The 18,087-nt window shown below is 52.3% G+C and carries 14 protein-coding genes; 5 read left to right on the plus strand and 9 right to left on the minus strand.

All coding sequences use genetic code 11. The features are described from left to right. Complete coding sequence (gene thpR / locus FH755_RS11700) at positions 1–510, plus strand: RNA 2',3'-cyclic phosphodiesterase (RefSeq protein ID WP_292441299.1); 510 nt, start codon at positions 1–3, stop codon at positions 508–510. Here thpR and FH755_RS11705 read toward each other — a convergent pair whose 3' ends face one another. Then, positions 511–1,161 (minus strand): TetR/AcrR family transcriptional regulator, encoded by a 651-nt coding sequence (locus tag FH755_RS11705; RefSeq protein ID WP_292441300.1) that lies wholly within the window; start codon positions 1,159–1,161, stop codon positions 511–513. It abuts the gene before it with no gap. A 302-nt stretch (positions 1,162–1,463) separates the two neighbouring features. Here FH755_RS11705 and FH755_RS11710 point away from each other — a divergent pair, with 302 nt between their 5' ends. Beyond that, positions 1,464–2,648 (plus strand): efflux RND transporter periplasmic adaptor subunit, encoded by a 1,185-nt coding sequence (locus tag FH755_RS11710; protein WP_292441301.1) that lies wholly within the window; start codon positions 1,464–1,466, stop codon positions 2,646–2,648. Positions 2,649–2,687: 39 nt separating this feature from the next. Then, a complete protein-coding gene (locus tag FH755_RS11715; RefSeq protein ID WP_292441302.1) occupies positions 2,688–5,852 on the plus strand; it encodes a multidrug efflux RND transporter permease subunit in 3,165 nt (1,054 codons plus the stop codon). A 1-nt stretch (position 5,853) separates the two neighbouring features. Here the strand turns inward: FH755_RS11715 and FH755_RS11720 are convergent, their stop codons facing one another. From FH755_RS11720 to FH755_RS11755, 8 genes are all read right to left on the minus strand, one after another. Then, on the minus strand, positions 5,854–7,140 hold the full coding sequence (locus FH755_RS11720; protein ID WP_292441303.1) for an META domain-containing protein: 1,287 nt from the start codon (positions 7,138–7,140) through the stop codon (positions 5,854–5,856). Positions 7,141–7,245: 105 nt separating this feature from the next. Then, on the minus strand, positions 7,246–9,120 hold the full coding sequence (locus FH755_RS11725) for a methyl-accepting chemotaxis protein (RefSeq protein ID WP_292441304.1): 1,875 nt from the start codon (positions 9,118–9,120) through the stop codon (positions 7,246–7,248). Positions 9,121–9,236: 116 nt separating this feature from the next. After that, entirely contained in the window at positions 9,237–10,124 is an 888-nt protein-coding gene (gene gluQRS, locus FH755_RS11730; protein WP_292441305.1) for a tRNA glutamyl-Q(34) synthetase GluQRS, read from the minus strand. Further along, a complete protein-coding gene (locus FH755_RS11735; protein ID WP_292441306.1) occupies positions 10,121–11,878 on the minus strand; it encodes a diguanylate cyclase in 1,758 nt (585 codons plus the stop codon). Before FH755_RS11735 ends, gluQRS begins: the two co-directional genes overlap by 4 nt. A gap of 61 nt (positions 11,879–11,939) precedes the next feature. Next, positions 11,940–12,731, minus strand: coding sequence for an SDR family oxidoreductase (locus FH755_RS11740; protein ID WP_292441307.1), 792 nt, complete (start codon positions 12,729–12,731; stop codon positions 11,940–11,942). Between the two features lie 149 nt (positions 12,732–12,880). Next, the gene (locus FH755_RS11745; protein WP_292441308.1) at positions 12,881–13,810 is read right to left on the minus strand and encodes a sodium-dependent bicarbonate transport family permease; all 930 of its coding nucleotides are present in this window, start codon (positions 13,808–13,810) and stop codon (positions 12,881–12,883) included. Between the two features lie 70 nt (positions 13,811–13,880). Beyond that, positions 13,881–14,255 (minus strand): YkvA family protein, encoded by a 375-nt coding sequence (locus tag FH755_RS11750; protein WP_292441309.1) that lies wholly within the window; start codon positions 14,253–14,255, stop codon positions 13,881–13,883. A gap of 11 nt (positions 14,256–14,266) precedes the next feature. Then, the gene (locus FH755_RS11755) at positions 14,267–15,019 is read right to left on the minus strand and encodes an endonuclease/exonuclease/phosphatase family protein (protein ID WP_292441310.1); all 753 of its coding nucleotides are present in this window, start codon (positions 15,017–15,019) and stop codon (positions 14,267–14,269) included. Between the two features lie 178 nt (positions 15,020–15,197). On the opposite strand from FH755_RS11755, the gene htpG reads away from it, so the two are divergent. Together htpG and hslO are read left to right on the plus strand one after the other, a co-directional pair. Further along, positions 15,198–17,105 (plus strand): molecular chaperone HtpG, encoded by a 1,908-nt coding sequence (htpG, locus tag FH755_RS11760; RefSeq protein WP_292441311.1) that lies wholly within the window; start codon positions 15,198–15,200, stop codon positions 17,103–17,105. Between the two features lie 88 nt (positions 17,106–17,193). Further along, a complete protein-coding gene (gene hslO / locus FH755_RS11765; protein WP_292441312.1) occupies positions 17,194–18,081 on the plus strand; it encodes an Hsp33 family molecular chaperone HslO in 888 nt (295 codons plus the stop codon). The last annotated feature ends 6 nt before the right edge of the window (positions 18,082–18,087 follow it).

Below are 18,087 nucleotides of genomic sequence, written 5' to 3' on the forward strand. Positions count from 1 at the left end.
ATGAAACGCCTGTTTTTTGCTTTATGGCCCGATGATCAGACCCGCGCGCAAATTGATGCTTTGAATCATTCCATTGATGAACCCGGCCGCAAGCTGGTTCCAGACAATCTGCATATCACACTGGTGTTTCTGGGGAATGTGGAGGAGGACATTGCCAGAGCGGTACAGCGTGATGCGGCGATGATTCAGGGCAGCCCGATTACACTGCAGTTCGATGAACTGGATTACTGGCGGCGGCCGCGTGTGATGTGCCTGACCTGTCACCGACAACCGAAAAATCTCTATTCACTGGTTAACGCGCTGACAAAAATGCTTGAGTCTTATCCGCTCAGACTCGATAAACGGCATTACCGGGCCCATATCACGCTGGCACGCAAGGCTCAGCGGCGGCCAGCAAAAAACTTCAAACCGATCACAGTTCATGCGAAGGACTTTGCTCTGGTGGAATCGGTATCGACCGAACGGGGCGTGCGTTATGATGTGCTGGAAAAATGGCCGCTGAAGGCCTGACTAACCCCGGTGCTGGAAAATAGCCGGCTCAGCTTCCCAGGTTGGTGAGGTGGTGAACCAGTATTCCTGTTTCACGCCCAGCAGGCGGTACATTCCTTCCGGCAGATCTCTCTTGATAGTCTCGATATCAGGCTGCACATAGGCATAACTCATCACACCATGAATGTAGTGATAAATCAGCCGGGCCTGCTGTTCCTTATCACCGCTGCGTTCCAGGTAACCGCCGTTATCAAGTGCCTTGATCAGCGCGAGATTGTAGGTGATGGCTTTTTGTGAGAGATTTTTCAGCGCTTCGATGACTTTCTCGTCATCGGTGCCAATCTGGGCACCGGCATTGAAGAACGGACAGCCGCGAACGGTATTGTCACTGAGTTTGGAACGGAACAGAAACTGGATCAGGTTTTCCAGTTGTTCCAGCGGGCTGTTAACCGGAGAGAAGATGTTGTCGAGGTCTTTCTTAATGACTTGCCAGTAGAAAGCGGTGGCCTCACAGAACAGACTGGCTTTGGACTCAAAGTGGTGATAAAACGCCCCCTTGGTGACACCGGCCTGCTTACAGATCTCATTGACACCGACCACGCTGTAATTGCTTTGCCAGATCAGCGCCAATGCTGTTTCGAGCAGTTTTTCTTTAGTTTCTATGACAGACATGTTGTTCGCTACATGAAAAATTCTGTCCAGTATAAATACCATACGGTTTGTGTGACAAGGAAAATGTCATCGCGTGGTCATATTTCCTGCGCAACGATGGAATGCGCTGTATCAGTGAGGTAAAACACAATAGTTTTTTATTAACAATAAGATAGTCTTGTTTTTTTGATGCACTATACCCGCGTTTTAGCCTGCAACTTGACGAGCATACCGACCGGTATGTAAGCTTTCGCATCTGCATTCCGCTCCGGAATGATTTCAAGGAAGGTCAGCGCTGCCAGCAGGGCAGTGGGAGATAACGCATGTCAAATACATCATCGAAACGTCAGTCGCGTGGCTGGTTCAAGCTCAGTTTATTGCTGGTGATCACTGTTGCCGCCGCTGCCGTTTATTTCAACAGCGCCTATAGTGAACAGTCTCAGGAAGCTCCTGCTGCGGCTGCGCCTCCACCTCCGGTTGCGGAATTTGTCACGGTCACACCGCAGGAAGTGCGTATCTGGACTGGATTTTCCGGACGCCTCAGTGCGGTCGATATGGCTGAAATCAAGCCACTGGTAGGCGGTGAGTTACAGCAGGTTCTGTTTGAAGATGCGCAAAAAGTGGAAAAAGGCGACCTGTTGTTCGTGATTGACCCACGACCCTACCAGGCGGCCGTCAAACGCGCTGAAGCCCAACTGACCTCAGCCCGCTCCCGTGCAAAATTAGCCAAAGATGAATTGGATCGTTCTGAACAACTGGTGAAAAAGAAGCTGGTTTCAGAAAGCGTGTTTGATGCGGCTAAAAATGAATTTCAGGTCGCCACAGCGGCGATAGAAGAAGCCAGCAGCGCGCTTGCCCAGGCGAAGCTGGATTTGGATTATTGCTATATTCGGGCACCGTTTGCCGGTCAGGTCAGCCGTGCAGAGCTGACGGTAGGCAACATCATAGAAACCTCACCCAATGCGCCGGTACTGACCACGCTGGTCGCCAATGACAAGCTCTATGCAGAATTTGATATCGATGAGCAAACCTATCTGAGAAGCATGCGTCATAGCCAGGGCGATAAAGCGATGCCGGTGGAAATGACGCTGGCCGCCGATACCAGCGTGACTTACCAGGGCAAGATTCACTCATTTGATAATCAGCTTGATGTCAGCAGTGGCACAATTCGCGCCAGAGCTATCTTCGATAATACTGATGGCGCGCTGACGCCCGGCATGTATGCCAATGTGCGCCTGGGTACAGCGGAAACCCAGTCTGTCTTGCTGATTCCGGAACGGGCTGTGGGCACCAACCAGGATAAGAAGTTCGTCTACGTTATTAATGATAATGATGAAGTCAGCTATCACGAGGTAACACTCGGCGCCCATCACAAAGGCAGCCGGATCGTGCTGTCGGGTCTGCAGAAAGGTGATCGGGTGGTGGTGAATGGCTTGTCCCATATCCGCCCCAACAGCAAGGTCACTGCCAAACCTGCCGAGGCTCAACAAGTCGCCGTCACTGAATAAGCGCCTTTCAGCCTGTAGCTTTCTGAACGAAGGAACGCGATGAATATATCTAAGTTTTTTGTGGACCGTCCGATCTTTGCCGGCGTCTTGTCCATGCTCATTTTTATTGCCGGTTTGATCTCGATGTTCCAGTTGCCAATCTCGGAATATCCCGAGGTGGCACCGCCGTCGGTGGTGGTGAATGCTTCATTCCCCGGTGCCAATCCTAAAGTCATTGCCGAGACTGTCGCCCGGCCGTTGGAAGAACAGCTGAGCGGTGTCGAGAACATGCTGTATATGTTCTCGCAGGCAACATCAGATGGACGCATGACGCTCACCGTAACGTTCAAGATCGGTACTGACCCCGATCTGGCGCAGCAGATGGTGCAGAACCGGGTTACCCAGGCGACCCCGCGGCTGCCGGAAGTGACCCGGCAACTGGGCGTGACGGTGGTCAAGAGTTCACCTGACCTGACAATGGTGGTGCATTTGATCTCGCCCGATAAGCGCTACGATGAGCTGTATCTGCGTAACTATGCACTGATGCATGTGAAGGATGAGCTCGCCAAAGTCGAGGGCGTTGGTAATGTGCGCCTGTTCGGCTCCGGTGACTATGCGATGCGGATCTGGCTGAATCCGGAGAAAGTGGCTGAAAGAGGACTGACAGCCAGTGATGTGGTCAATGCCATTCGCGAACAGAATGTGCAGGTAGCGGCCGGCCTGATAGGTGGCGCGCCGATGGATGATGAGGTTGAGCTGCAATTACCGATCAATGCCAAAGGACGTCTGGAAACACCGGAAGAGTTCGAGGAAATCATCATCCGCGCCGGTGACGCCGGGCAGATCACCCGCCTCAAGGATGTCGCCCGGGTTGAGCTGGAAGCCTCGGAGCACAGCCTTAATTCGATGCTGAATAACCAGCCGGCGGTGGCGATTCCGATCTTCCAGTCGCCCGGCGCCAATGCGATTCAGATTTCCGATAATGTGCGTGCCACCATGGCCGACCTCAAACAGCGTTTCCCGGAGGGCGTGGATTATGAGGTGGTCTATGATCCCACGGTATTCGTTAAAGAATCGATCCGCGCGGTCATTAAAACTCTGCTGGAAGCATTGCTGCTGGTGGTCATCGTGGTGGTCGTTTTCCTGCAGACCTGGCGGGCGTCTCTGATTCCATTGCTTGCCGTGCCGGTATCGATTATCGGTACCTTTGCGGTCATGCACCTGTTCGGCTTTTCGATTAATACCTTATCGCTATTTGGTCTGGTACTTGCTATCGGTATTGTGGTCGATGACGCCATTGTGGTGGTGGAAAACGTCGAGCGTAACATCGAGTCCGGACTGTCACCGCTGGAAGCAAGTTACCAGGCCATGCGTGAGGTGAGCGGCCCGATTATTGCCATCTCGCTGACGCTGGTCGCGGTGTTTGTACCGATTGCCTTTGTCAGCGGGCTGACCGGTCAGTTCTATCAGCAGTTTGCGATGACCATTGCGATTTCAACCGTGATTTCGGCGATTAATTCACTGACCCTGAGCCCGGCATTGTCAGCCCTGCTTCTACGCGCTCATGATGCGCCAAAAGACCGGCTGACCAAAGTCATGGATTTTCTGTTCGGCTGGTTCTTTAACTGGTTCAACCGCAGCTTCAAGCGCGCTTCGCATGGTTATTCCAATTCGGTGGCTGGTTTGCTGCGTCATAAATCCATTTCGGTTGTGATTTATGCGATTCTGCTTGGTTTCACGGTCTATGGCCTGAATGCGCTGCCGAAAGGGTTTGTACCGGCGCAGGACAAGCAATATCTCATTAGTTTTGCCCAATTACCGGACGGCGCATCACTGGCGCGGACCGAAGAAGTTATCCGTGAAATGGGCCGTATCGCGCTGGAAGAACCGGGCGTCGCTAATGCGGTGCAGTTTCCGGGCCTGTCGGTGAATGGATTTACTAACAGTCCCAGTGCCGGCATCGTCTTTGTGCCGCTGGATTCCTTTGATGAGCGCACCGACCCCAGTCTGTCAGCCGGGGCGATTGCGGGCCGTTTGCAGGCCAAGTTCGCTCAGATAGAAGAAGCCTTTATCGCTATTTTCCCGCCGCCTCCGGTACGTGGACTGGGTACAACCGGCGGTTTTAAACTACAGATCGAGGATCGTGCTGATCTGGGTTATGAAAAACTGGCGGAAGCGGTCGATCAGTCGCTGCAAAAGGCCTGGCAGAGCCCGGCACTGACCAGTGTCTATTCAAACTATGAGATCAATGTACCGCAGTTGTATGCCGATCTGGACCGGACCAAGGCCAAGCAGTTGGGCCTTAACGTCAAGGAAATCTTCGACACCATGCAGATTTACCTGGGGTCGTTATATATCAATGATTTCAATCAGTTCGGCCGTACCTACCAGGTCATTGCTCAGGCGGATGCGCCTTACCGTAACAGTCCGGATGATGCGCTGAACCTCAAGGTGCGTAATACCCAGGGTGAGATGGTGCCGCTGGGCAGTGTGATTGAAATGCAGGAAAGTTACGGTCCGGAAAGTGCCGCGCACTACAACGGTTATCTTGCTGCTGACCTGAACGGTAACGCCGCCCCCGGCTATTCCAGTGGTCAGGCACAGGATGCTATCAGCAAAATTCTGGAAGAAACCCTGCCGCCGGGTATGGTGTTTGAATGGACGGATCTGACTTATCAGCAGGTGCTGAGCGGAAATACGGCAATGTATATTTTCCCGCTGTGCCTGCTGCTGGTGTTCCTGGTTTTGGCGGCTCAATACGAGAGTCTCATTCTGCCGCTGGTGGTCATTACCATCGTACCGTTATCGATTCTGGCCGCCGTCTTTGGTGTCTGGTTGACTGACGGTGACAGTAATATTTTTACGCAGATAAGTTTCTTCGTTCTGGCGGGACTGGCAAGTAAAAACGCCATTCTGATAGTTGAGTTTGCCCGGGAACTGGAAATCAACGGCATGCAGACCGTTAAAGCCGCAATCAAAGCCAGCCGTATGCGTCTGCGTCCGATTCTGATGACGTCGTTTGCCTTTATTATGGGTGTGGTGCCAATGGTGCTGTCGACCGGCGCCGGCTCAGAAATGCGTAATGACATCGGTATTACTGTATTTTCAGGGATGCTCGGGGTGACTTTCTTTGGTCTGTTCTTTACTCCGGTATTCTATGTGCTGCTGCGTAAACTGGAAGGCAATCGCCGTTATCACAGCCATGTGGTGATACAGTCAGACTGATTCAACGGCGGGCGGTAATTGTTCGACCGTTCGCCGTAATCAGCAGCAGGGCTCCGGTCGGGTCAAAGTCCAGCTGTTGAACTTCGCTTAAAAAATTCAGAAAACGCTGTTCCTGTTTCATCAGTGCCGGTGCACAGCTTTTGCGGGTAGCGATGGGATCGGCGATATCCAGTTGTTCACTGAATTCATAAGCAGTGGTGTACTGGTTACAGCTGGCATGTCCGGATAAGCGTCCCTCGCTGTCAAACTGCATGGTAACCCGGGTGAAATCAATCAGTCCCTGACCACCAATATCTTCCACAATCCATTCCTTGCCGGTCAGCAGCGCATAGCTGTCACCGCCACAGCCGCTGAGGTGCAAGTCTCCATAATGTAATTCCACATGCTGAGGGTAGGGTCGTCCTGACATACTGTCCCGGCAGAGACTGTGCAGGACATTCACTTTGAGCAACGGAACATTGGCCTCCGAGTGCAGTACAAAGCCGCTGTGAGTCAGATCCAGTTCCGGGTAAGGCATCACCAGATGCTGTTGACCGTAATTCCAGTCCAGCACCACTTCATCAACATTGGCCGACAGGATCCAGCCCGGTTCATTGCCATGAGCGCGAAATGGGAATAAAGCCAGCACATCTTGACTGACCCGGGCACAGGTCGGCCAGTCGAAATCGGCCATCGACAACATGGCTTCGATACCTTTATTCCAGAACAACACTTTTTCGTCTATCGACTGATACCTGGCTCCCGAGGCCGATACTACCGGTTGCAGGTGATAAACATCATCCTGCACATGCAGCTGAACGCGCTGTTGGTGTTCAATCAGTTTGACGGTTTTCTCGCCGCATAAAAAAAGCTGTGCCTTGTTTGCCTGAGCCGGGATAACAGGCTGCAGCGGAATTCTACCGAGCTCAGTCTGTTCACTGGCACGGTCGATAGTGTAAAGCCGGCTGTTAGTCCAGCGGCGGCCGTCAACAGCCTGATAAATGATTCTGAGAATGTAGGTGGTGCCGACCTGTAACTGATCACGATAGACGCGGAGTTTGAATGGCACGGGTTGCTGCGGTTTCTCCATAGCCGACTTTTTTTCGACGATGATGGCATTGCCACTGGGCAGGGCAGAAAGATTTTCCAGTCTGACGGTCAGGCTGCTGCCGCTTTTGCCGCTGACGCTACCCTGAATATCAGCTTCGCCGCTGATTAAAAGGGCCTGCTGTGTACTGGTTTCTGAGGCTGACTGATCACAGGCGGTCAGGGACAGCAACAGAAAAAAACTCAGTATTAAACAGCTCAAGCGGGGCATAGCTCATCATCCTGATAATAATTCCAGCTTTGATGATAGCGCGAAGCGGTCTGTGTATGACAATAAACAGCTCACGAAACCGCTTAATTTCAACCACTACACTCTGAACTGGCTGATCAGTTTCTGCAGATCTGCGGCCAGTTTGGCCAGGCTCTGACTGGTTTCGGTGGTCTGTGAAGTACTGTCAGCATTCTCTTCGGCCACCTGCGCGATATGACTGATATTACGATTGATATCTTCGGCCACCGCGCTTTGTTCTTCTGCCGCGCTGGCAATATGGGTGTTCATATCCAGAATTGATTTCACTTTATCGGCAATAACATCCAGTGACTGGCCGGCTTCCTCGACCTGAGTCACCGTTAACTCGACCTGTTCCTTGCCGCTCAGCATGGCTTCAACACAGTGATTGGCGCCACCTTGCAGACGTTCGATAATCGTTTTGATTTCTTCCGTAGACTGCTGGCTGCGCTGGGCCAGGGTTCGGACTTCATCGGCAACCACCGCAAAGCCGCGACCGGATTCACCGGCACGGGCAGCTTCAATCGCAGCATTGAGTGCCAGCAGATTGGTTTGTTCGGCAATTTCCTGAATCACGGTCAGTACGGTGCCGATATTGTCGCTTTCCATCTGCAGGTTTTTGATCGCTTCAGCATTGTTGCTGCTCTGAACTGCCAACTGCTTTATACCGGCGACCGTTTTCTGCACTACCGCTTTGCCTTTGACGGTCTCCTCATCAGAGACCTTGGATGCATTCGCAGCCTGAGCGGCATAGCGTGCGACTTCCTGCACGGTGGCAGTCATTTCGTTCATAGCCGTCGCGACCTGCTCACTGCTGCTTTGCTGATTGATGACGCCTTCGCGGCTTTGCTGTGATACCACGGCCAGTTGCTCCGCAGCCGCACTGACGGTTTGAGCCGATGTCAGGACATCTTCAATCAGTTTCTGGAACGTACCGGTCATGCCGTTAAACGAGGCCGCCATCTCAGCAATTTCATCCTTGGCGTTGACCGGCACGCGGATGCTGAGATTTTTAGTCTCCTCGACTTCGCGCATGGTCCCAGACAACTGCTGCAGGGGCTGGATAATGCTGCGGCTGATAGCCATGATTAACCAGATGATTGCCACACCCAGCACCACGGAAATAGCCAGAATCCAACGTTCATAACGTTGGATGGTTGCCGGAACTGATGATTTCATCAGCTTATCCAGATTATCCAGCGCCCCCTGGCTTTCATGGATGGTAGCGCGCATTTCCCCAAGCAGGCCACTATTGCTGTCCAGTCCTTTTTTCTGATAACCCTCAACCAGCGCCAGAAAATCCTGCTGGTAATTATCCAGCAAACCACTGATCTCCGTTTGAGTGCCAGGCGGTAGAAAGCTGTCATTGAGCGCGGCTTTGAAAGTCTTAACTTGATCATTGAAGCGGGGGATATACTTCATATCCAGACGCAGCATGAAATCTTTTTCATGTCTTCTCAGCATCAGCATATGCTTGAGCAGGGTATCTTCACTGAAGGTATTCAGCCGCTCTTCGATATTATGAACCGAAGCCCTCAGCGCACCGTAGAGCCCGTCAGTCGGGGTCAGTCCAATTTCTTTCTGTAATGCATAAATATCACTGAAGAAAATGGCATAGTCGCTGACGTAAAAACCCAGGTCTTCAGCGGCGGCACTATCCAGACCTTGTTTTTCAAGCTCAATCGCCATTTGATCAGCACGGCTTATTAACGATGCCTGAGTTTGTTGAAAGCCCGTAATGTATTTAGGGTCGAGTCGTGCCAGAAAATCTTTTTCATGGCGTCTGAGGGTCAGCATTTCCACCTCCGCCTGCTGGGCCTCCAGGGCCAGATTTTCCAGTTGTACCACTTTACGCATTGCAAGCTGTTCCAATGCCAGGATGGTAATTAATGTCAGTGCAACCATAACGGCAACGAGAATAAGTTTCTTTCTGACGGTCAACTGGCTGAGCATGGGGTGGTTCCTTGTTAAGTGTCTGCGCCTGTGGTTGGCAAGCTAATCAATATGCTGATTATGTCGGCCCCAGGCCGGTTTTCATTAATCGGTTTTTCCAATTTCTGGGTGGCTGTTTAACTGGATTGCTGTGGCACTTTTTCTAACTGCCAGTGCTCGTATGCCCACTGCCAGATATCACTGAGCGGGAGCTGAGCAAGCGCATCAGGCGGATTGAGGCCGAGAAACTGTATAGCCTGTGTCAGCATCAGCGCTGCATTATCGACACGCAGCGCTTTGGCCTGAGTCTGTTTGCTCAGCTTTTCACCGCGCTCATTGGTTGCGATGGGAATATGGGCATACACCGGCGAGTGCAGATTCAGACTGTATTGCAGCAGAAGCTGGCGACTGGTTGAGTTCAGCAGATCAGCACCGCGCACAACATGTGTTATGCCTTGTTCAGCATCATCCACCACCACGGCGAGTTGATAGGCAAACTGACCGTCGGCACGTTTGAGTACAAAATCACCGATATCCCGTTGCATACAGTGATCGATGCTGCCCTGAATGCGATCGTTGAAAACCAGATGCGCCACATCGGTTTTAAAGCGCCAGGCGATGGTCTTCCGATCACGGCTGAGGCCATCACGGCAGAGTCCGGGGTAGACAGGACCTTCGATGCCGGCATGAGCAATATCGGCGACTTCGCGTCGGCTGCAATTGCAACTGTAGACCTTGTCATCAGCAATCAGCTGATCCAGTGTGGCCTGGTAGACGTCATGACGCTCGCTTTGATAGATAATCTTGTCGTCCCACTCGAAACCGTATGCCTCCAGGGTGCGCAGAATATCGTCCGCAGCCCCCGGCATTTCACGTGGTTTATCGAGATCTTCCATGCGCAGTAACCAGCGCCCCTGATGCGCACGGGAATCAAGAAAACTGGCGACGGCAGCGACAAGGGAACCAAAGTGCAGAGGACCAGTGGGGGAGGGAGCATAACGGCCTGTGTAAATAGGCGTATTCATGAATAGTGGCGCTCCGGCTCCTCCGCCCCAAGCGCATCGCTATGGCTCTGGTATATCAGACACTGGTTACCGCCCGCCTGTTTGGCACGGTAAAGCGCGCGATCAGCACGACGGAAAGCAGTTTGTTCAGATAAGACTTTGTCAGTATTGAATAAAATGCTGAGACCGGCACTGAGACTGGCTGAGAAGTTTTTGCCATCAATCTGAAAGCTATTGTCGTAAAACACCCGCCGCAGGCGGTCGATTTTGTCGATCGCTTTCTGTTCATTGCCAGCCTGGAACAGGATCAGGAATTCATCACCGCCCTGGCGAATACAGACATCTTCACTACGGGAATGGGTTTGCATTAATGAAGCCAGCAGTTTGATGACGTCATCGCCGGCTTCATGACCAAACCGGTCATTGATCTGTTTGAAGTCATCCAGATCCAGCAGTGCCATAAACACCGGCTTGCCATTATGGATAAAAGCACTGTACAGCGACTTCATCGCTTCCGGCATCAGCCGCCGGTTTCCCAGTCCGGTCAAGGGATCCTGCTGGACCAGTTGCAGGATTTGTTGATGGTCACGCTCCCAGTGTCTGACTTTATCGCCCAGTGCTATGAGCAGCATGAGCGCCTCGACAATAGCGCCTAACTGGGCATAAATCAGCGTGTTCATGCCCCAGGGCAGGAGAGAGGTCGTGGCGGCAGTCACACTTAAAGCCAGGCCACAACCGTAAACCAGCCAGGCCAGGGCATACCAGCGGGCATAAATCAGCCCCTGCAGATAGGCTTTCAGGCCTAGCAGGCTGAGCAGAAACAGACTGACTATGCTGAGCATAGCAAGGTATAACACGGGTTCATAAACACCGGTGAAACGCAGCACAATGCCAGCCAGAAACAGGACTGGCAGCCATCTCAGCAATGTATCCAACTGCGGGAACTGTATACGGGTCATCAGAAACTGGCGTGAAAACAAAATCGCAGTAGTGGCGACCAGCAGAAAGATAATATGGAAGCCTTCGTTGTGCCAAAACACCGATGTCGGCCATAAATACTGATAGGCAAAACCGTTCAGCAAGGCCCACATCAGCGTGCTGCTGAGCAGAAAACCGGTATACAGCAGATACAGCCATTGCCGGAGCAGCACTGCGCCGAGAAATGAGATTGCCATCAGCAGCAACATCGCACCGTAAAACAGGCCATAAAGCAGGTATTCCTGGTTCTGCTGCCGGGTAAAGACAGCAGCGTCACTGAGTTCGAAATCCAGCGTGACGCTGTCGGCTTTATCGAAATAGAGCTTGAGATAGACCTTGGTTATACCGCCGGCGGCAGTAGTATGGGGAACGGCCAATGTGCGGTAGGGAATAAGCCGGCTGTTGAATTTGTTGCGGTCGGAAAGCTGAATATGCTGAGTAGCAGCCTGCGCATCCTGCAAAAATAGCTCAATATGATCGAGATAAGCGGTTTTATGCGCGAGAATCCAGTTGATGTCCTCGTCGGAGGTGTTTTTCAGACTAAAGCGGATCCAGAAAGCCTGATCGGAAATGCCCTGATTAATATCAGTATCTGTCAGTGGCCGGAATTCAGCTTCCGGCAGGGCATCTATAGTCACTGCCGGGTCGGTGACCAGAAACTGTGCCGGTTCACGAATAAGCAGTTGCTCAAGCTGTTTAATCTCAATAGCAGGCGGGCCAGCATTATCAGCATGGCCCGGTATGCTGAGCCCCAGCATAAACAGGATGAAAATAAATGAATTCAGTGACTCCCGCATGTCTGGCTTTAGTCTTAAATAGTCTCTCGATAAAGCTCAGAGTCGCAGGACACCGTTGTTATCAGAATGCACTTTTGACGACACCCCCATCAACTCTAATTGCGGCGCCGGTGGTCGCCGAGGCCAGTGGACTGACAAGATAGCAAACTATTGAGGCGACTTCATCTGTAGTGGCAAAGCGCTTGATGAGGGATGTCGGCCTTACATTCTCGAAAAAATCCGCCTCGAACTGCTCCAGCGTCTGTCCCTGCTGTTCAGCCATATCTTCGACGAAATCCGTAACACCGCGTGAACGGGTGGGGCCGGGCAGCACACTGTTGACGGTGATGCCGGTAGCGGCGACATCTTCGGCCAGTCCCCGGGCCACCGAAATCTGGGCTGACTTGGTCATGCCGTAATGAATCATTTCCGCCGGGATCTGGATGCCACTCTCACTGGAAATGAAAATAATACGGCCCCAGTTTTTCTGTTTCATGACAGGCAGATAATGTCTCGCCAGCCGCACGCCGCTGAGTACATTGACTTCAAAAAAACGCCGCCATTCACTGTCATTGATGTCTTCAAAGGCAACCGGTTCGAATATCCCCACATTGTTAATCAGAATCTCAACGTCGGGGTACTGGTCATAAAGCCTGTCGGCAACTTCGGCGGTGGCGATATCGCCGGCAAAACCAAATAATCGTCCGGTCGCTTCTGTTGCCAGTGAGGCGACCGCTTCATCAACAGATTCCTGACTGCGGCCGTTGATGATGACATCGGCGCCTTCAGCAGCCAGGGTTTTGGCGATGGCGTAGCCGATACCCGCCGTGCTGCCTGTCACCAGGGCCAGTTTGCCAGTGAGCTGCAAATCCATAAATGCCTCCTGTTGAATAGTTTGGGATGGAACTATGGACTCAGTTTAGCGCTTATGGTTGCCAATGACTTACCTCAGTCCCCGGTGCTGTCTGTCATGGCAGAACGAGTCTTGCGCTAGGGACGTTAGTTTGCTTTTTCAAGCACAGCTTATTGAATCCAGCTGTGGTAAAGCGGAATCCCGACTAAAACGTTAAACGGGAAAGTCAGACCCAGCGAGGCCAGCATCGCAAGACCTATATCCGCTTTGGGTATCGCCGAACGGATCGCGACCGGTGCGGCAATATAAGAGGCACTGGCGGTCAGAGTGCCCAGAATCAACACCGAGCCCTCCGGAAGACCCAGCCAGTGACCGGTCAGCAGGCCGAACATGGCGAGGACGGAAGGCGCCAGCACCGCAAACAGGACAACCCGGATTTTATCTATGGACACCCGTTTCAAGGCTTCGGAGGCGACCAGGCCCATTTCCAACAGGAACAGCGCCAGCACGCCTTTGAACATGCCGGTATAGAGATCAGTCACTACGGCACCTTTGAGCGGACCGTACATCCAGCCGATAATCACACCGCCGACCAGCAGGATAACGCCGCGGTTGGTAAAAGCTTCATGCAGAATATGTGACTGGCTGCGCGAGGCTTTTTCGCCGGACAACTTATTGAAAATCAGCAGGCCGAACAGAATCGCAGGCAGTTCCAGTAAGACCAGGTACAGAGTTACCTGACCGCCGATATCCATGTTATGGGTTTCGGCATAAGCCAGCGCCACCGCAAATGTACCGGCACTGACCGAGCCATAGTGAGCAGCAAAACTGGCACTGTCAGCCACGGTCAGGCCAACCAGTTTGCGCAGCAAGGGGTAGAGCGCGGCCGGAATCAGAAAACCCAGTGCAGCGACGCTCAGTAACTCCGGCAGCAGGTGCCAGCCCATATTGCCATGTAAGGCCATCCCGCCTTTGAGGCCGATGGTCAGCATCAGCAGTAGGCTGAGCACATCATAGGCGGCTTTGGGAATTTCCAGATCAGATTTGACCATACCGGCGATCAAACCCAGCAAGAAAAACATCACGACAATATCAGGCATCTTCAACTCCAAGTTTTGCAATCCGCGCGCAATTTAAGCTGATCCTGCGCATAAGTCCAGTTTCGTTCGCTCAGGCAAATAGCCCATAGGCTATGACTGCCGCCACAACAATCCACAGCATCACAACCAGCCAGGGCATCCACTGAAAACGTGGCAGTGCTGTGCGATCGGTGGCTTTTTCCAGACTGCGCTGCCAGACACTGTCCGGCACACTGTGAATAACCAGCCAACAGCCCAGTGGCAATAAAATCAGATCATCCAGATAGCCGATGACCGGAATAAAATCCGGAATCAGGTCGATAGGGCTGACAGCATAGGCGGCTACCAGCAGTGCCAGCCAGCGTGTCAGCATCGGTGTTTCCGGATCGCGATAAACATAATAAATCGCGGCGATGTGTTGTTTAAGTTTATCAGCCCAGCCTGATAATCGCTGTTTCAGAGACATGGCTGCCGGGCTCAGAACTCAAACGAGGCAACCAGAGGTGCGTGATCGGAGAGCCGGTTCCAGGAAGAATGCGGTGGTCGTTCGCAGATAATGGGTTCCATGCCCCGATAGTAGATGCGATCCATTTTCAGTACCGGCATCCAGGATGGCCAGGTACGGGCATAGCGATTATGCAGCGTGCGGTAGGCTTCTTTCAGCTCCAGGTGCTGTGACAGTCTTTTTTCTGCCTGGCCAGCCCAGTCATTGAAGTCACCTGCCACGATCAGCGGCGCATCATGGGGCACATGTTCCTCAATGCGCTCACATAAGGTCACGAACTGACGCCGTCTTTCCAGGCCAATCAGGCCCAGATGAATGCAGATAATATGCAATACCTCATCATGCCAGGGCAGTTTGATTTCACCGTGCAGCAGGCTGCGGCTGGCCCACGTAAAGGGGGAAACATTGATATTTTCCCAGTTATCCAGCGGGTATTTACTGAGAATTGCATTACCGTGGTGGCCGACGCTGTAGACCGCGTTTTTGGCATAGGCATAGTGTGGCCAGACATCCTGCGCCAGAAACTCGAAATGGGGTTCGCTTGGCCACTGATGATGAACCAGCCCGTGCTGGCTGTGTTCGCCCTGGATTTCCTGCAACAGCATGATATCGGCGTTGGTTTCGACCAGCGCATCTCGAATAGGGTGCAGCGTAAACTGCCGATTGCTTGTATTAAAACCCTTGTGCAGGTTGTAGGTGAGGATGCGAAGCTCGTTTTTCGACATGTAGGAAACAGTCCGGTGGTGGCGCTTGAAGTATCCTTATTGATACCTGCCTATTATGGTGGTCGGATGACAAAAATCCAAGTTCAGCAAAATTTGAAAAGATGACTTGATTTTGTGAACGACGGTCCCCATTTGATGTGCATATTCCAACCAACAGCCAGATGGAGGCATTATTTCAATGGGCGTTGATGCACATAAGGAAACCATGGGTTTCCAGACTGAAGTTAAACAGTTACTGAACCTGATGATCCACTCCTTGTACTCTAACAAGGAGATTTTTCTGCGTGAACTGATTTCCAATGCGGCCGACGCAGCCGACAAGTTGCGCTTCCAGGCCTTGTCGGACGATGCACTCTATGAAGATGATGCCGAGTTGAAGATCCGGGTGGACTTTGATGCCGATGCCCGGACTGTCACCATTAGTGATAATGGTATTGGCATGGACCGCGAAGAGGTCATCGATAATATCGGTACTATTGCCCGCAGTGGCACCCGTAAATTTTTCGACAGCCTTACCGGTGATGAGTCCAAGGATTCACAGCTGATCGGTCAGTTCGGTGTCGGTTTCTACTCGGCCTTTATCGTTGCTGACAAAGTCACGCTGAAAACCCGCCGTGCCGGTCTCGGTGCCGAACATGGTGTGCAGTGGGAATCCGGTGGTGAAGGTGAGTTCACCATTGAAACTATCGAAAAACCAGAGCGGGGCACTGAAATCACCCTGCATCTGCGTGAAGGCGAAGACGAATTCCTCAATGGTTGGCGTTTGCGCAACATCATCAGGAAATACTCCGACCATATCAATCTGCCGATTGTGATGAAAAAAGAAGCCGTACCGAATGAGGACGGTGAGATTGATGAGGCTGATCAGGGCGAAGAAACCGTCAACAAGGCGACTGCGCTGTGGACCCTGTCGAAGAACGATATTTCCGACGAGGAATATAAGGAGTTCTATAAACAGATTGCCCACGACTTCCAGGATCCGATGGCCTGGAGCCATAATAAGGTTGAAGGCAATATTGAATACACATCCTTGCTGTATATCCCGTCCAAAGCGCCGTTCGATCTATGGGATCGCGACCGCATGCATGGCATCAAGCTGTATGTAAAACGCGTGTTCATTATGGAAGACAGCGAGCAGCTGATGCCGCGTTATCTGCGCTTTATCCGCGGTGTCATCGACACTAATGACCTGCCGCTGAACGTATCCCGCGAGATTCTGCAAAGCAGCAAGACAATCGACACCATTCGCGCCGCTTCAGTGAAAAAAGTGCTGAGCGAACTCACTAAAATGGCGAAAAATGAGCCTGGGCAGTATGCCGAGTTCTGGAAAGAGTTCGGTCAGGTGATCAAGGAAGGTCCGGGCGAAGACTTCGCCAACAAGGAAACCCTGGCTAAACTGCTGCGCTTTGCCAGCACCGAGTCCGGTAGTGCGGAACAGACCGTGTCACTGGAAGACTATGTCGGCCGTATGAAAGACAAGCAGGACAAGATCTACTACATCACCGCGGAAAGCTACGCCGCGGCAAAAAACAGTCCGCACCTGGAAGTCTTCCGCAAGAAAGGTATCGAAGTCCTGCTGCTAACCGATCGCGTTGACGAGTGGCTGGTGAACTCGCTGACCGAGTTTGATGACAAGCATATGCAATCTGTCGCTAAAGGCGATCTGGACCTCGGCGAGCTGGAAGACGAGGAAGAGAAAAAAGCGCACGAGGAAACCGACAAAAACTTCGAAGACCTGGTTGAACGGGTCAAGAAAAACCTTGCTGACAAGGTCAAGGATGTACGCATTACCCATCGCCTGACTGATTCTCCTGCCTGTCTGGTGGCCGATTACTATGATATGAGTCAGAACCTGGAACGGATGCTGAAAGCCGCCGGTCAGGAAGTGGCTGGCAGCAAGCCGATCCTGGAGCTGAATCCGGAACATCCGATGGTCGTGAAACTGAAAGACGAATCGGATGACGAGCGCTTCAGCGACTGGACCTCGATTATTTTCGATCAGGCGCTGCTGGCGGAAGGTGGTCAACTGGAAGATCCAGCCACTTACGTCAAACGTATCAACGAGATTCTGCTCAAGATTGCTTAGAACTCGGACCCTGATGCGATAGAATGGGCCGGACAGTGATGTCCGGCCTTTCTGTTTTATTCAGCCTCACCATTAAAGGTGTTCCAACGTGAAGTCAGATTGTTTACAACGTTTTCTTTTTGATAATGCGGCGATTCGTGGCGAGTGGGTTAACCTGCAGGAAACCTGGCAGGAAGTCCTTAATCGCCGCCACTATCCGGCCGCTATCCGCCGCGTCCTGGGCGAAATGATGGGGGCGGCGGCCTTGTTGACTTCCACAGTCAAAATCAAAGGCCGGCTGGTATTACAGATTCGCTCAGAAGGCCCGGTGAGCCTGCTGATGGTGGAGTGTACCAGTGCCAATACCCTGCGTGCCTTTGCCCAGTGGGAGGGGGAAGTGGATGAAAACCTTGGTCTTACTGATCTCACTGGCGAAGGTACGCTGGCCATTACCATCGAAGTCGAAGGTGCCAAACAGCCATACCAGGGCGTGGTCAGTGTTCAGGGCGACACCATCGCCGAGACACTGGAAACCTATTTCGCTCACTCTGAGCAACTGGCGACCAGAATCTGGCTTTATGCCAATGATCACAATGTCGCCGGCCTGTTCCTGCAGCAATTGCCGAGCGAAGAAGCCGACAAGCAACAGGCCGAAGAAGACTGGTCACGGATCAGTCAACTGGCCTCGACCATTACCGATGAAGAACTGCTGACACTGGAAATGGAAAGTTTGCTGCATCGCCTGTTTCACGAAGAAGAAGTGCGGGTGTTTGACCCGGCGGCACTGAGTTTTGCCTGTACCTGCTCTCGTGAGCGGGTGGCGGAAACCATCAGTATGCTGGGCCAGGAAGAAGCGGAAGAGATCATTGATGCCGAAGGGGGTATTGAGGTTGCCTGTGAATTCTGCAATGAACATTATCATTTCGATAAGGTCGATGTAGCGGAAATTTTTACCGATGCGGTCTCACCCGGTAGCGACCCGGACACCCTGCATTGATTGTCA

This window comes from Methylophaga sp. (assembly GCF_009711715.1).
Lineage (GTDB): Bacteria > Pseudomonadota > Gammaproteobacteria > Nitrosococcales > Methylophagaceae > Methylophaga.